The following is a 15930-nucleotide window of genomic DNA, read 5'->3' as shown; positions in this document are numbered from 1 at the left end:
CATATCTCCATTACAGCCGTGTCATAATTGCAATAGTGCGCAGCAATGTTACGCATCGGCGCGCGCCAAGCCCCCGGCAGTCTTGACTCAATCTTTCAATGACTGTCGTCTAGCAAGCGAGGGATGCTGACTGGCCGGGGGGACCAGTCGGAATACGTTCCGCACCACCTCCCGATCCAGCTGCAAAGTTAGTGAAGCCATCGAGGATCGAGGAGGATCGCTCCATGAGAAAAGGAAGCTTGCGCACGGCGCTGCTTGGCAGCACCGCAGCGGCAATGCTGATCGCATCGGCCGGCACGGCCAACGCTCTCGAATATAATTTCGGCAGCGTTCAGGTGTTCTTCGACACCACAATCAGTGCCGGTGTGTCGATGCGGACGGCGTCAACGAACAATCGCTATTTGCCGCAGTCGAACGGCGGTCCGCTTTCAGACACTCTTGACCCGTTCAGGGCTCCTGTCCCGGGACCGGCCCATGTTCCGGGCCCTGTTCTGATACCGGGCCAGACAATTCCGGCCGGCATGCCGACGAACGATACGTTTGTCGGTACCGGGGCTACCTACGGGTTCAATACATGGGCGCCCCAGATCGCCGGCTCGATCAACACCGATGATGGCCGCCTCAATTTCGATCGAGGCGATCTGACCAGCGGCATCGTCAAGATGACCAACGACATCCAGGTCAAGTGGGAGAACTACACGTTCTTCAGCCGCATCAATTCCTATTACGACGCGGTGCTGGACCAGAACAGCTCCTATGCCCGTTCGAACCTGGTCGCCGGCAAGGCCGACGCGGCGCGCGACATTCGCCTGCTCGACCTCTATGTCGCCGGCAATTTCGACGTTGGCGGGCTTCCGCTGACGGTTCGCGCCGGTAAGCAGGTCATCAACTGGGGTGAGGGCACTTTCATTCTCAACGGCGTCAACGGCGCCATGCCGATCGACGTCAACGCGTTCCGCCGTCCGGGCGCCGAGGTGAAGGAAGGCCTGTTGCCGATCTGGGCGATCAACGCCTCGCTCGGCCTGCCCTACAACCTGTCGATCGAAGGCTTCTACCAGCTCCAGCAGGCCGAGTATCAGCTCGACCGGCCGGGTACGCCCTTCTCGACCTCGGATGTGACCAGCCTGGGCAGCGGTGTCGGTGGCAACAACAATGCCGTCTCGTTCCTGACCGGCGGTCCCGGCGGCAATATGTTCCGTAACTGCTCGAATCCGGGCTTCGTCAACAATGCCTTCAACGCCGCTTGGGCGGGCTCGGCTTCGGCAATCGCGCAATTCCGCGATTGCGGTCAGAATGCAGTCGATTTCTCGCAATACAATCCGACAATGGCCAGTCTCGGTGGCTGGACGGCCATCAATGGCGGCAGCACCGAAGCATTCCGTCTCGCGATGGGCGATACTTCCATTATCAAGCGCGACCCGGATCGGTATGCAAAGGATTCCGGCCAGTACGGCATTGCCGCGCGCTGGTACTCGGAAGCCCTGAACAACACCGAGTTCGGCTTCTACTTCACCAACACGCATTCGCGTCTGCCCTTCGCCAGCGAGCGAATTTCGGCAGACCCGTCGCTCGCAGAAGTGTCGAGCTATCTGGGGGCTGGCGATACCACAGGTTTCCAGTCTCGTCTGCTTCAGTACAATGGCTGTAATGCGGCCGTGGGTCCTGCCGGCGTTACTAGCCAGCCTGGCGCTTTTTACGGTGTGCCGCTCGCACTTGACGCAGGTGCGCTCGATATGCTCAATCAGTCCGTAACCGATCCTGACGGCATCTACGCGGCCGGTCTTGCCATCGCCAACGCGTTCTATGCGGGCGCCGGTGGTGGACCGGTGGTCAATGCGCCGGCCGGCAGCCCGTTTGCCGGCGGTATCGAAGGGTTCAACCTGGCCGCTCTCGCCGCCCTCAACCCGAATTTCGCCTTGATGGCCAATCCGGTCATTCAGCCGAACTCGGTCCTTGCCCTGACCATCGCCAATTGCGCGCTGGTTGCCGAGCAGTCGACGTCGCTCGGCGCCGGTACGCCGTTTGTTCTGGTCGACGGCGCCGAGATCATGCTTGCGACAAACCCGAACACGCCCGGTATCGGCCTGTATCTCGAATATCCGGAAGATATCCGGATGTACGGGTTCAGCTTCAATACCACGTTGGGAACCTGGGGTGTGCAGGGCGACATCACCTATCGTCCGAACCAGCCTGTTCAGCTCGATACCGATCAGATTACGATCAACGCGCTGCACCAGGGCTGCATATTCCCGCAGCTTGTCGGTCATACCACGTCCACGGCTTTTGGCCCTCTCGACACTTATGGGCCGGGTTGTGGCGGTCTGGGTACGGGCGCGCAGGCGATCGACCTTCAGGGGTATGAGCGGACGAAGATCTACACCGCACAGGTCGGCACGACGGCGACCTTTACCAACTCCAACGCCCTTATCGGGACGCTGGGTGCCGATCTCGGCATTCTGGTGACGGAAGTCGGTGCGATGTATGCGCCGGATGCTCCCAAGGCCTATGCTGAAACGTTCACCAATGCCAACGGTCAGGTTTACGATGTTACGACCCGCTGGCAGAATGTCTGCGCCTCGGGCGGTACCGATCTGCCGCTCGGCGGTTTCCTCAGCCTTGCGTCGCGTCAGGGCTGCCGGGCGACGTCGGTGTCCTGGGGTTATGTGCTGCTCGGCCAGCTCCAGTACAACAACGTCTTCGGCACGGCCATCTCGCTGCAGCCGACGATCGCCTGGAACCACGGTGTCTCGGGCAACAGCCCGGCGCCGCTGGGCAACTACCGCCAGGGCGCCAAGGCTGTCAGCCTTGCGCTCAACGGCAACTATCTCGGCAACTGGCGCGGTGGCATCTCGTACACCAACTACATGGGTAACGAGAAGTACGTGAACAACAACGACATGGACTTCGTGTCGGCCAACATCTCCTACGCCTTCTGATCCTTCGGAAACGCGTAGCGCGAAACGAGACCCGGCGGTGGCAACACCGCCGGGTTTTTTCTTGCCCGCCGCGGCACCATGTTGCGTCGCACAAAAGACGGTGCCGCCCGCGAGAATCGTCCGTAGGCGGATCGACAGGCTTTTTGCCGCCGCGCGGACCGCCGCGATGCACATTAAAAAGATTTAATGCAGCCAGGGCGAAAAGGCCGTGAAAACGGGCTGAAAAGCGGCTTGGAAGACACACAATCGCCGGCGCCGCGATTTGCGCGGGCGAAGCAATTTGGTATCATTCCGCGAGAGTAAGGCGGGGAAACCGGCCTCGGTGTGCAGTCGCAATACGCCTTTTCAAGCGCCTGATCATCGAAAGCCCGATAAGAAATCCAGTGGAGGGAACGTATATGAAAAGGACGACCATGCTGGTGTCCGCAATTGCGATCAGCGCACTCGCGACGAGCGCGCTGGCCAAGGTGCCGGATGCCCAAGTGAACCGTCTGGGTCAGGATCTGACCCCGATGGGTTCGGAAAAGGCCGGCGATGGCGACATCCCCGCATGGACCGGCGGCCTGCCGACCGTGCCGAGCAATGTCACCTACACACCCGGTCAGAAGCTGCAGAACCCGTTCGCCAGCGACCCGATCAAATACACGGTCACGGGCGCGAATGCCGGTCAGTACGACGACATCCTGACCGAGGGTTACAAGGCCATGCTGAAGGCCTATCCGACCTACAAGATGAACGTCTATGAGACGCGCCGTACCTGCGCGTTCCCGGACCGCTTCTACGAAGCCAACAAGCGCAACGCCGCGGTTGGCGAACTTGTCGGCGGCGGCGCCGGCATCAGCCAGGCGATTTTCGGCTCGCCGTTCCCGATCCCGAACAACGCGCTCGAGATCATCTGGAACCACACGCTGCGTTATCGCTCGTTCAAGGTGGTGCGTCAGTTCGCGGCGGCGCCGGTCACGCGCGGCGGCGACTACACGCTGCAGATCGTGCAGGACGAAGCCATTCTGCAGTGGTCGGATCCGTCGGCGACCAAGGCCGAGGATCTCGAGAACATCTCGATCTACTACATCGCCAACACGATTGCTCCGGCCCGCGCCGCAGGCAGCGTGATCCTGGTGTATGAAGCCCTGAACGCCCAGATCCAGCCGCGTCAGGCCTGGCAGTACAGCCCCGGTACGCGTCGCGTGCGTCGTGCGCCGAACATCGCCTACGACAACCCCGGCACGAACTCGGACGGTCTGTCGACGTCGGACTCGTTCGACGGTTATAACGGCGCGCCGGATCGCTACGACTGGACCGTGCTCGGCAAGACCAAGAAGCTCGTTTCGGCCAATGCCTATGACGGTGAATCGACACCGTACAAGGACTATCTGACAGCGTCGCATGTGAACCAGGATCGGGTTCGCTATGAGCTGCGCCGCGTCTGGGAAGTCGAAGCCAAGCTTCGTGCCGATACGCGTCACGTCTATTCGCGCCGCGTCTATGCCAACGAGGAAGACGCCTACCAGATGTCGACCGTGGCGCTTTACGACGGCCGTGGCCAGCTCTGGCGCGTGCAGGAAATGCACCAGATCCAGCGCTACAACGTGCCGCTTTGCGGCTCGGCGGGCGAGATCGTCTACGACCTGCAGGCCGGCCGTTATCTGGCGCTGGCGCTGCAGAACGAGGAACCGCCGGTGAACTACTTCGCCGACGAACTCGACAAGGCGCGCTACACGCCGAACTCGATCCGTCAGCTCGGCGTCCGCTAAAGCGGCAGTCGTGAGGATTTGAGGGCCGGGCCCCGGGAAACCGGGGCCCGGTTTCTTTTTGGGCGCCGCCGCATCCCTGCGTCCCCTCGGCCGTCTTAACCCTGTTCGAAAGGGTTCGCCGTGCCGGTTCACGAGGCCCAAGACCGCGCCCGAAAAATGCGCTATAAGGAAAAAAACGCTATAAAAAGACCACCAAACAGGAGGCTCGTCCGGGGGGAGACCGGTGGACTTCGGCGCAACGCCGGAGCCCCAAATCCGCCCGCGGCGACCCAAACGCCCGAGTGCAGGAGCCCAAGGTAATGTCACCGTCGTTTATCGAGACCCTTTTCAGCGGCTTGCCGCGTCTTCGCCGCGCCGCTGCCGTGTTTTTCGCGCTGGCTTTTGCCGCCATCGCGCCCGCCGTCGCGCAGGACATGGATGGCGAACGCCAGCCCTCCTATGCGATGCAATCGGCGCTGGCGCCGGAATCCCTGCTGCTCGATGCGACCTATGCCAATGGCCGGCTCGTTGCCGTCGGCGAATATGGACATGTCGTCTATTCCGACGATCGCGGCGTTACCTGGACGCAGGCCGCTTCCGTGCCGACACAGGCGACGCTGACCGGCGTGACCTTCGTCAACGCGAAACTCGGCTTCGCCGTCGGCCACGACGCGACGATCATCCGCACGCGCGATGGCGGCGAGAACTGGGACCTCGTCTATCACGATGCCGAATCCGAAATGGCATTCATGGCCGTCTATTTCGAAAACGAGGAACGCGGTTTCGCACTTGGCGCCTTCGCCTTCATGGTCGAAACGCAGGATGGCGGCGAGCCCGACAGCTGGGAAGAGCGTTCGCTCAGCGATGGCCTGCTCGACGACTACCATCTCAACAAGCTTTTCGCGGACAAGGACGGCGATCTCTACATCGCCGCCGAATTCGGCATCGTCTATCACTCCAGCGACAAGGGTCGCACCTTCGATCGCATCCAGACGCAGTATGAAGGCTCGTTCTGGGGCGGCTTCGGCATGAGCGACGGCTCGGTCATGGTGTTCGGCATGCGCGGCAACGCCTTCCGTTCCTGGGACAAGGGACAGACCTGGACGAAAGTCGATACGGGCACCGACAAGTCGATCGCCGGCGGCGTTCAGCTTGGCGGCGGCAAGATCGTGCTGGTCGGCCTTCAGGGCTATGTCGGCTACAGCGACGACAACGGCAAGAGCTTCGTCGAGGTCACACGCGCCGATCGCCTCGGCTATGCGGCGGTGTCGGACGGACCGGACGGTCAGATCGTCGTCTTCGGCGAACCCGGCGCCAAGCTGATGCCGGACGATCCCGAAAAGGCCCGCGAAGCCGTCGGCGCGCGGATCACCGCCACGACGGAAGGCGGCAGCTAGACAAAGGCGGCCATGTGCCCGCACGCGACAGACCCCGGCCATCGCGGCCGGGGTTTTTCGTTTGCCGGTGCGCGCCCCGGCGATTGTCCCCTTTTCATCGCCGGTCGCGCGGGCCACAATCCCGGAAACGAAAATAAAACGAGGGAGCGCGAAGCATGACGGACGGCGTCGATTTCAGCCGCTACAAAAGGATCAAGGCGAGCCGTCAGGGCCGCGTGCTGACGCTGGCGCTCAGCAACCCGGCGCTGATGAACGCGGTCGACGGCGAGATGCACCGCGAGCTTTCGAGCATCTTTCTCGACGCCGCCGACGACCGCGACTCCGACATCGTCATCCTCACCGGCGAAGGATCGGCCTTTTCGGCGGGCGGCGACCTCAACTGGATGAAGCGCAGTTTCGAGGCCGGCGACAAGGGGCCCGATGCGGCGGAGGCAAAGCGCATCGTCTTCTCGCTGCTCGATCTCGAAAAGCCGATCATCGCCAAGGTGCGCGGTCCGGCGGTCGGCCTCGGTGCGACCATTGCGCTGATGTGCGATGTGATTTTTGCGAGCGACAATGCGCGCTTTGCCGATCCGCATGTGCGGGCCGGCATCGTGGCGGGCGATGGCGGCGCGATCATCTGGCCGCAGCTTGTCGGCTATGCGCGGGCCAAGGAATATCTGATGACGGGCGACGCTGTTTCGGCGGCGGAGGCGGAACGCATCGGTCTCGTCAATCATGTGGTGGCGGATGCCGAGCTCGACGCCCGTGTCGATGCCTTCGCGGCGAAACTCGCCGGCGGCGCGATCCAGGCGATCAAATACAGCAAGGTGTCGGTCAATATCGGCCTGAAGCAACTTGCGCATACGATCCTCGACACCTCGATCGGCTACGAGATGCTGACCTTCACGACCGAGGACCACAAGGAAGCGGTCAACGCGTTTCTCGAAAAGCGCAAACCGGCATTCACGGGGCGGTGACGGCGATGGATGCTGCCATGGGCGACATGCCGCTCAATTTCGACGAGCCGGAACATGTGCGGATGCTGCGCGATGCGACGCGCCGCTTCGTCGAAGCGGAAATGCCGCGGACGCGGGCGCGCGAATGGGATCGCGGCAATATCTATCCCGCCGAGGTGATGAAAAAGCTCGCCGCGATGGGCATGATGGGCCTGACCGTCGAGGAGAAATATGGCGGGGCGGGCGTCGACATCTACGCGACGATGGCCGTCATCGAGGAAATCGCCAAGCGTTCGGTTGCGGTCGCCTGCCCCTACATCATGGCGGTCTGTTATGCGGGCATGAATCTCGGTGAAAGCGCCAGCGAAGCGCAGAAGCAGGAACTGCTGCCGAAAGTCGCGGCGGGCAACCTGCTCTTTGCCTATGGATTGTCCGAACCCAATGTCGGCGGCGATCTTGCCACCGTCGAAACGACGGCGCGGCGCGACGGCGACACGGTCGTCATCAACGGCGCCAAGCGCTGGTGTACCGGCGCCGATATCGCCGACTATATTTTCTGCCTGTTGCGCTCCGGTCCGAAGGACGAGAAATACAAGAACCTGTCGATCGTGCTGGTGCCGCCGACGCTGCCCGGCATCACGATCACGCCGCTCGGCCATCTCGGCATTCGCGGCGTCGAAACCAAGGACGTTACGTTCGACGATGTGCGTGTGCCGGCCGCCAATATTCTCGGCGGCGAGGCGATGTGGAACAAGGGCTGGCAGCAGCTTGCCGGCCGGGCGCTTGAGGTCGAGAAGCTCGAATTGTCGGCCTGCGCGCTCGGGCTTGCCGAGGCCGCCGTCGCCGATGCCTGGGCTTACGCGGAAGAGCGGGTGCAGTTCGGCCGCGCCATTGCCGGTCATCAGGCGATCCGGCACATGCTGGCCGAAGCGCGCACGAAAGTTCGCGCGATGCGCCTGATGCTCTACAGCGCGGCCTGGCTCGCCGATCAGGGACGGCCCTGCTCGGTCGAGACGTCGATGGCCAAGCTCTTTTGCTGCGAGGGCGCGGCGGAGGTTACCCAGACCTGCATGCGCGTTACCGGCGCCTATGGCCTCTCCGACGAAATGGACATGGAGCGCTATGTGCGCGACGCGATCAGCCTGCCGATCGTCGGCGGTTCGTCGAACATGCAGAAGAACAATATCGCCAACCGGCTGAAGCTCGGCGCCTGAAGGAGACACCGATGAGCGATACGCAGATACGCACGGGCGGAATGGCCGATCCTGTTGCCGCGGCGGAGGGATTTGCCGAGGAGGTCGCCGCACGCGCCGCCGAGATCGAGGCCAATCGTTTCCTGCCGCAGGATATCGCGCGGCGTTTCGCCGAGGCGGGGCTCTACCGGCTTTGCGTGCCTGCCGCCTATGGCGGCCGGGAAGCGCATCCCTCCGTGCTCTTCGAAACCGTGGAACGGCTGGCGCGGGCCGACGGATCGGCGGCCTGGTGCGTCTTTATCGGCGCGACGTCGGGGCTGGTCGCGGGCTTTCTTGCACCGGAGGAAGCGCAGGCCGTGTTCGGCGATCCGTTGACCATCACGGCCGGCGTCTTCGCGCCGCGCGGCAAGGCCGTGCATGCGGTCGAGAAGGGCGTCTCCGGCTACCGCGTCAACGGATGCTGGCAATGGGGCTCGGGCTCGCGCAACGCGCATTATATTTCCGGCGGCTGCATGATCCTCGGACCCGACGGCAAGCCGGAAATGGCGGCCGAAGGCATTCCGCAGAACCGGATGATGATGTTCGACGCCAAGGACGTGACGCTGCTCGACACCTGGGACGTGTCCGGGCTTTGCGGCACCGGCAGCACCGATTTCGAAGTGAGCGATTTGTTCGTGCCGGCCAAGCGCGCGGTCAGCCTTGTCAGTGACAAGCCGCTTGCCCGGCCGCTCTATTGTTTTCCGACCTTCGGCCTGCTCGGCATCGGCATCGCGGCGGTGGCGCTCGGGCTCGCGCGCGGTTCAATCGACACGCTGGTCGAGCTTGCGGGCGGCAAGACGCCGCAAGGTTCGTCGAAGCCGCTGGCGCTGCGCGCCAAGGCGCAACTCGACGTTTCGCAGGCCGAGGCGCTGACGCGTTCGGCGCGGGCCTGGCTTCTGGAGACCGTCAATGCGGCGTATGCGGCAGCGGAAAAGAACGGCGAAATGACGGTGGCGCATCGCCGCGACATCCGCCTCGCGACGACGCATGCGGTGCAGTCGGCGGCGCGGGCGGTCGATCTGATGTACACGCTTGCCGGCGGCAGCTCGGTCTATCGCGGCTCGCCCTTGCAGCGCCAGTTCCGCGATGTGCATGTGGCGACCCAGCACATGATGGTGTCGGATGCGACCTATGAGCTGACGGGCCGGTTGCTGCTCGGTGTGCCGACCAACACGGCGATGCTCTAACACATTGAATCTTTTACTTTTTTCTGGAGACAAATCGCGATGAGCGAAGCACGAAAAGGCCGGGTCGCCGGCAAGATGGCGTTCGTCACCGGCGGCGCGCAGGGGCTCGGCAAGGCGTCGGCGATCATGCTGGCGCGCGAGGGCGCGAAAGTGACGCTGGCCGACATCAACGAGAAGGGCGCGCAGGAAGTCGCCGACGAGATCAATGCGGATCGTCCGGGTACGGCCTTTGCCGTCGGGCTCGATGTCACGCGCGAGGACCAGTGGAAGGCCGCGCTTGCCGAAGCCGACAAGGCGATGGGCGGCATCAATGTGCTTTTCAACAATGCCGGCATCGGCGGCGGCACGACGGTCGAGGAAACCGATTTCGAGACCTACAAAAAGGTGATGGCGGTCGATGTCGATTCGGTCTTTCTCGGCTGCAAATACGCGATCTCCTACATGGTGCCCCACGCGCCGGGCTCGATCATCAACACATCGTCGATCGCCGGCCTGATCGCCGGCCACAACATGGCGGCCTATAACGCGGCCAAGGCGGCCGTGTGGCTGCTGTCGAAATCGGTGGCGCTGCATTGCGCGAAGCGCGGCTACCGCATCCGCTCCAATTCGATCCATCCGACTTTCATCGACACGCCGATCCTCGACGGAATGGCGCGCGGCATGTCGAAGGAGGAGCTGGTGAAGAAGCTCGCCAAGCAGGTGCCGCTCGGCATTGTCGGCGAGCCGGACGACGTCGCCTATTGCGTGCTTTATCTGGCCTCGGACGAATCGAAATTCATCACCGGCGCCGAAATCAAGATCGATGGCGGCATTAGCGCGATGTAAGAGGTTCGGCGCCTAGGCTCTTTCGTCGGGTCTTGCGGTGCGGCGGGACCGGTCCCATATCGGTCAGCAACCATGACCCGTCGTATCCTCATCGTGCTCCATCAGGAGCGTTCCAACCCCGGCCGGGTGGCGCAGGCGCTGCTGCAGTGTGGTTGCGAACTCGACATCCGCCGGCCGGCGCTGGGCGATCCGCTGCCCGAGACCATGGCAGCGCATGACGCCGCCATTATTTTCGGCGGGCCGATGAGCGCCAATGACGACCTTCCCTTCATCAAGGCCGAGACCGAGTGGATCGGCGTGCCGCTGAAGGAGGAAAAGCCCTATCTCGGCATCTGCCTCGGCGGGCAGATGCTGGCGCGCCATCTGGGGGCCCGCGTCTGGGTGCATCCGGAGGCGCGGGTCGAGGCCGGCTACTATCCGATCCGGCCGACCGCCGAGGGCGCGCATCTCTTCGACGACCCGCAATATGTCTATCAGTGGCACCGCGAGGGCTTCGAGCTGCCTTCGGGCGCGGTGCAGCTTGCCGAAGGGGCCGGCGACTTCCCGGTTCAGGCGATGCGCTATGGCGACAAGGCCTATGGCATCCAGTTTCACCCCGAACTGACGACGCCGATGATGGATGCCTGGCTGACACTGGCGGCGGAGCGGCTGAAGCAGCCCGGCGCCCAGCCGGCGGAGGCGCATCGCGAGGGCCGCCAAGCCCATGACGCGGCGCTGCGGGCATGGCTCGGGCGCTTCCTCGACCACTGGCTGCCGCCGGAAGCGGGCGCGGGCGGCGAGGGCTGAATTCGGGGGAAGGGATGCTCCGGAAATGGTGGAGCCGAGCGGGATCGAACCGCTGACCTCCTCATTGCGAACGAGGCGCTCTCCCAACTGAGCTACGGCCCCGGAGCCCGGCGATTTTTCAAGCGCCGGAGCCGCTTCTTAGGCGGCGGCGGGCGAGGTGTCAAGTGAGCGGCAGGGCCTTGAGGCGGCGCGCCGAAACCCGTCCTTGAACGCCGTGCCGCGCCCGTTTACACCTTGGATAACGGATTCGCCGCGGCATCCTTCGCGCCGCTCTCCGCGTGGCCTGCCGCTCCGGCCGCGAACAATCAACAATGGCGAGGCCCCATGATTGCCCTGCTGAACCTGATCGCCTCGGCCATCACCATCTATGTCTGGATCATCGTGATCGGGGTGGTGCTGAGCTGGCTGGTCGCCTTCAACGTTGTCAACACGCATAACCGTTTCGTCTATACCGTCGTCGATACGATCAACCGGCTGACCGAGCCGGCGCTGCGGCCGATCCGCAACATCCTGCCCAATCTCGGCGGCATCGACATTTCGCCGGTCATCCTGATCCTGCTGCTCTTCTTCCTGCGCAACCTGATCGTCTATGACGTGCCGATCTGGCTTGGCTATGGGGTCGGGTACTGAGCGGAGCAGGCGTATTGAAGGCGCTTGCGGGCGGCGTTGCGGTGCGTCTGCGCGTCACGCCGCGGGGCGGCGCCGACCGGATCGAGGGGCTGGCATGCGACCCCGACGGCAATGGCTTTATCAGGCTGCGCGTTTCGGCCGTTGCCGAAAAGGGCCGGGCCAACGAGGCGGTGCTGAAGCTGCTGGCGAAGGCGTGGCGGCTGCCGCGGACCTCGCTTTCGGTTACCGCCGGCGAGACCGGCCGCAACAAGGTGGTGACGGTCGCGGGCGATGCGGCGGCGCTTGAGGCGCGGATTTCGGCCTGGCTCGACGGGCTGCCGGGCGAGACGGGAAAGAACGGGGCGGCATGAGCGAAGCGCGGATCATCGACGGCAAGAAAATCGCCGAGGGCTTGCGCGTCCGCGTTGCCGCCGAAGTGGCGCGGCTCAAGAAAGATCACGGCCTCACGCCCGGCCTCGCTGTCGTTCTGGTCGGCAACGATCCGGCCAGCGAAATCTATGTCCGCAACAAGGGTTTGCAGACCAAGGAGGCGGGCATGAACTCCTTCGAGTTCAAGCTGCCCGAAACGACGACGCAGGAGGCGCTGCTTGCGAAGGTTCGCGAGCTCAATGCCGATCCGGCGGTGCACGGCATTCTGGTGCAGTTTCCGGTGCCGGCGCAGATTTCCCAACAGGCGGTCATCGAAACCATCGACCCCGACAAGGATGTCGACGGTCTCCATCCCGTCAGCGCCGGGCGGCTCGCCAGCGGCTTGCCGGGCCTTGTGCCGGCGACGCCGACCGGCTGCCTTGTTCTGGCGCGTGAAGCCTTCAAGGCGCGCGGCGAAACGCTGGCCGGCAAGCATGCCGTCGTGGTTGGCCGCTCCAATCTCGTCGGCAAGCCGGTCGCGCAATTGCTGCTCGGCGAAAACTGCACCGTCACGATTGCGCATAGCCGCACCGCCGACCTGCCGGCGGTCTGCCGCCTGGGCGACATTCTGGTGGCCGCGACCGGCCGCGCCGAAATGATCCGCGGCAATTGGGTGAAGCCCGGCGCCGTCGTCATCGATGTCGGCACGACGCGCATTCCGGCGCCCGAGCGCGGCGAGGGAAAGATGCGGCTCGTCGGCGATGTCGCCTTTGCCGAAGCGAAGGCGGTTGCTGGCGACATCACGCCGGTGCCCGGCGGCGTCGGCCCCATGACCATCGCCTGCCTGCTGCGCAACACGCTTTTCGCCGCCGCGCGCATTCACGGCATCGCGCCACCGCAAGATATTTGAGGCCGCGTCATGGAAATGCGCCAGCTCGGAAAATTGTGGCCGGTCAGTGCGCTGACACTTGGCGGCGGCGGGCTCGGTCAGATCTGGGGTGCGACGTCGCGTGACGAAGCGGTCGCCACGGTGCGGGCGGCGGTCGACGCCGGCATCACGCTTTTCGACATGGCGCCGCTTTACGGTCGCGGCGAGGCCGAAGCGGTGATGGGCGCGACTTTCGAGGGTAAATGGCCCGACGGCATCCGCGTCACCACCAAATGCATGATCGGGCAGCGGCATTTTCCCGATGTCGCGGCGCGGCTCGAGGGGTCGCTTGTCCGCAGCCTCGAAACGATGAAGCGCGAACAGGCCGACATCTTCCTGCTGCATTCCAACATCTGTCCCGACGATTATGTCTATGAGCGCGAGCCCGACTTCCCGAATTTCGGCGCCGTCACGCGCACGCAATTTGTCGAGGCGATCGTCCCCGCCTTCGAGAAGCTGAAGGCGCAAGGGCTGATCGGCGCCTGGGGCATCACCGGCACGGGGCTGCCGCGCACGATCATGGATGTCTTGCGCGAGGGCCCGCGCCCTGCCGTCGTGCAGGCGGTGACCAATCTGCTCGATTCGCCGGGCGGCATGCGCCGTTACGAAGAGCCGGCCGAGCCGCGCAACATCATCCGCACCGCAGGGAACAACGATGTCGGCGTGATGGGCATTCGCGCCGTGCAGGCCGGTGCGCTGACCTCCGCCATCGACCGCCAGATGGACGAGAACGAACCCGAGATGCGGGACTATGCCCGCGCCGCGCCCTTCCGCGCGCTCTGCCGCGACATCGGCGAAGATCCGGCCATCGTCGCGCATCGCTATGCGCTGGCGATCCCCGGCGTCGACACGCTGGTGCTCGGCGTCAAGAACCGCACCGAGCTTGCAAGCATCGTCGCCGCGGCGACACCGCTCGACGCCGCGCTCGTTAAACGGATCGACGCGCTGCGCCTCAATTTCCAGGTACCGCGCATGCCGATCGACGGGGAGGACATGCTCTGATGCCGCTCCCCGCCGCGCGCCTATCTGTTGTCGAGCTGCGCCCGGACCGCGTGCAACCCGTCGCGTGTGATGCGATAGGGGCTGCCTTCGCGCGAGGCGATCAGGCCGCGCCGGCGCAAGCGGCGGAAGGTTGCCAATGAGCAATCGCTCAAAACCCAGCCCTCGCGCGTGACGCAGATGACGGTGCGGATCTTTCCCTTTTCATCTTTTTCGACGCGGATCGTACCGCCGCGCGCCAGCGCATGGAGCGTGCGCTGCTCGAATTTCGAGACGTTCATCGGAAGATACCTGGAGAAAAGCCAAAGCGGGACGGGCGGCACGGCCGGCGCAGGCAATCGCGCTGCGCGGGCGGCGGCCCGTCTTTTCAAATGGCCCGTCCGAGAGGGGAAACCCGTCTCAGCGGCCGCGCTTTTCTCCGGCTACAGACATCAACGCTCCATCGCGCGTGGTGCCACATCTCTAGCCGACGGGCGCGCGCCCCGTCAATCCGCATGTCTGGCTGTATGGCCGGCGCTGGCGGCAGCGCTGCTGGTTTTTGCCGCGCTGTTGCCGTCCGGCGACGCCCGCGCCGACAGCCATGCGGTCGAGGGCGGCATGATCGCCTGGCCCGAACACGAGATGGAGCGTGCGCTCGACTTCTTGATCGAGCGGCGGATGAGTGATCTCGACGTGCGCGGCGCCGCGGTCGCCATTGTCGTCGAAGGCAAGCTCGTCTTCGCGCGCGGCTATGGCGTTGCCGATATCGATGGCGACGTGCCGGTCACCGAGCACACGCTTTTCGAGGCCGCCTCGCTTGGAAAGCCGATTGCGGCGTTCGGCGCGCTGCTGCTGGCGCGGGAACGGAAGCTCGCGCTCGACGCACCGGTCACCGAAAGTTTCGATGCGCCGTGGCTTGAGGATGCGCGCGACCGCGAAACAGTGACGCCGCGCCATCTGCTGATGCACAGGTCCGGCCTTTCCAATAATCTGCGTTTCGGATCGCGCCGCACCGGCTTCGAGCCCGGCTCGCGATTCTCCTATTCGGGCGTCGGCTACATGTATCTCGCCGACGCGATGGCCGGGATCGAGGAAACGGGGTTCGACCGGCTGATGCGCGAGCGCGTGTTCGCGCCGCTCGGCATGCATTCGTCGGGCTACACCGTGGCCGAGGCGCTGGTCGACACGGTGGCGCGGCCGCATATGCCGCTGTGGCTGCCGATCGTCGCGCTGCTGGGGCCTGCCTTGTGTTTTCTCGCGATCCTCGGATTTCTGACGCTGCTCATCGTCCGTTTCGGTTTCGGGCGGCTGCGCATCCGGCCGGTCGAGTTTCTGCCGGCGATCGTGCTGTCGCCCTTGTTGGCGGGCGGCTTCGTTTTTCTGAGCTTCGGCCTCTGGCCGTTGCTTTTCAGCCTCGGCTATCTGCTCGCATGGCTTACCGCGCTCGCCGCCGTTGCCGTGTCGCTGCAATATCTTCGCGTCGTGCTGGATCAGGGCCGGAGCGACCGCGTCATTGTCAGCGGCCGCATGCGCCGTCACGGTCTCGATCCGTCGATGCTCGGTGTCGCCTTTGTCGCCAGTCTTCTCTTCATGTTCTGGCAGGTGCCGGGGCCGATGCGGAACGGCGACGATCTCAACGCGGCCTCGTCGCTGCGGTCGAGCGCCCACGATCTCGGGCTCTTCATGGCGGGCTTCATCGACGGCGCGGTGATCGGGCCGGAATGGCGCGCCCGCATGGTGTCGGAGCGCGTCGAGATCGGCACGCGCGACGGCGCCCGCATCGGCTGGGGCCTCGGTTTCGGCACGCGCGAAACGGCGACGAGCTTCACCATCTGGCAATGGGGGTCCAATGTCGGTTCGAAAAGCCTGATGGTGATCGACCCGTCGCGCCGCGCCGGTGTCGTTATCCTGACCAATACCGAAAGCGGCGATACGCTGACGCAGGAAATCGCCAGTCACGTGCTCGGCATCGACGGGCCGTGGCGGCTGCCCTGATCGCGGGCCGGGCTCTG

14 protein-coding genes and 1 tRNA gene are annotated in these 15930 nt (G+C 64.3%); 13 read left to right on the top strand and 2 right to left on the bottom strand.

What is annotated here, in order from left to right; genetic code table 11:
- The first annotated feature begins 224 nt into the window (after positions 1-224).
- The 8 genes from KF719_RS09580 to KF719_RS09545 all read left to right on the top strand — a co-directional run bounded on the left by KF719_RS09580 (position 225) and on the right by KF719_RS09545 (position 11034).
- On the top strand, positions 225-2936 hold the full coding sequence (locus KF719_RS09580) for a DUF1302 family protein (RefSeq protein WP_293508492.1): 2712 nt from the start codon (positions 225-227) through the stop codon (positions 2934-2936).
- A 398-nt stretch (positions 2937-3334) separates the two neighbouring features.
- Positions 3335-4690 (top strand): DUF1329 domain-containing protein, encoded by a 1356-nt coding sequence (locus KF719_RS09575; RefSeq protein WP_293508491.1) that lies wholly within the window; start codon positions 3335-3337, stop codon positions 4688-4690.
- A gap of 299 nt (positions 4691-4989) precedes the next feature.
- Positions 4990-6066, top strand: coding sequence for a YCF48-related protein (locus KF719_RS09570; RefSeq protein ID WP_293508490.1), 1077 nt, complete (start codon positions 4990-4992; stop codon positions 6064-6066).
- Between the two features lie 155 nt (positions 6067-6221).
- Complete coding sequence (locus KF719_RS09565) at positions 6222-7025, top strand: enoyl-CoA hydratase-related protein (protein WP_293508489.1); 804 nt, start codon at positions 6222-6224, stop codon at positions 7023-7025.
- A 5-nt stretch (positions 7026-7030) separates the two neighbouring features.
- On the top strand, positions 7031-8218 hold the full coding sequence (locus tag KF719_RS09560) for an acyl-CoA dehydrogenase family protein (RefSeq protein WP_293508488.1): 1188 nt from the start codon (positions 7031-7033) through the stop codon (positions 8216-8218).
- An 11-nt stretch (positions 8219-8229) separates the two neighbouring features.
- Positions 8230-9423, top strand: coding sequence for an acyl-CoA dehydrogenase family protein (locus KF719_RS09555; RefSeq protein ID WP_293508487.1), 1194 nt, complete (start codon positions 8230-8232; stop codon positions 9421-9423).
- Between the two features lie 39 nt (positions 9424-9462).
- Complete coding sequence (locus tag KF719_RS09550) at positions 9463-10248, top strand: SDR family oxidoreductase (RefSeq protein WP_293508486.1); 786 nt, start codon at positions 9463-9465, stop codon at positions 10246-10248.
- Between the two features lie 72 nt (positions 10249-10320).
- Positions 10321-11034, top strand: coding sequence for a glutamine amidotransferase (locus KF719_RS09545; protein ID WP_293508485.1), 714 nt, complete (start codon positions 10321-10323; stop codon positions 11032-11034).
- 26 nt (positions 11035-11060) lie between these two features.
- Here KF719_RS09545 and KF719_RS09540 read toward each other — a convergent pair.
- Positions 11061-11136, bottom strand: a tRNA-Ala gene (locus KF719_RS09540).
- 222 nt (positions 11137-11358) lie between these two features.
- Here KF719_RS09540 and KF719_RS09535 point away from each other — a divergent pair.
- From KF719_RS09535 to KF719_RS09520, 4 genes are read left to right on the top strand one after another with little or no spacing between them, the layout of a single operon-like run.
- On the top strand, positions 11359-11664 hold the full coding sequence (locus KF719_RS09535) for a YggT family protein (protein ID WP_293508484.1): 306 nt from the start codon (positions 11359-11361) through the stop codon (positions 11662-11664).
- 14 nt (positions 11665-11678) lie between these two features.
- On the top strand, positions 11679-12014 hold the full coding sequence (locus KF719_RS09530) for a DUF167 family protein (protein WP_293508483.1): 336 nt from the start codon (positions 11679-11681) through the stop codon (positions 12012-12014).
- The gene (locus KF719_RS09525; RefSeq protein WP_293508482.1) at positions 12011-12922 is read left to right on the top strand and encodes a bifunctional methylenetetrahydrofolate dehydrogenase/methenyltetrahydrofolate cyclohydrolase; all 912 of its coding nucleotides are present in this window, start codon (positions 12011-12013) and stop codon (positions 12920-12922) included. Before KF719_RS09530 ends, KF719_RS09525 begins: the two co-directional genes overlap by 4 nt.
- Positions 12923-12931: 9 nt before the next feature.
- Positions 12932-13942, top strand: coding sequence for an aldo/keto reductase (locus tag KF719_RS09520; RefSeq protein ID WP_293508481.1), 1011 nt, complete (start codon positions 12932-12934; stop codon positions 13940-13942).
- Between the two features lie 20 nt (positions 13943-13962).
- Here KF719_RS09520 and KF719_RS09515 read toward each other — a convergent pair whose 3' ends face one another.
- A complete protein-coding gene (locus tag KF719_RS09515; protein ID WP_293508480.1) occupies positions 13963-14220 on the bottom strand; it encodes a YjhX family toxin in 258 nt (85 codons plus the stop codon).
- A 268-nt stretch (positions 14221-14488) separates the two neighbouring features.
- On the opposite strand from KF719_RS09515, the gene KF719_RS09510 reads away from it, so the two are divergent.
- The gene (locus tag KF719_RS09510; RefSeq protein ID WP_293508479.1) at positions 14489-15913 is read left to right on the top strand and encodes a serine hydrolase domain-containing protein; all 1425 of its coding nucleotides are present in this window, start codon (positions 14489-14491) and stop codon (positions 15911-15913) included.
- Positions 15914-15930 lie beyond the last annotated feature (17 nt).

It is taken from the genome of Parvibaculum sp., assembly GCF_019635935.1.
Lineage (GTDB): Bacteria > Pseudomonadota > Alphaproteobacteria > Parvibaculales > Parvibaculaceae > Parvibaculum.
This window is presented reverse-complemented; position numbering and strand designations above follow the sequence as displayed.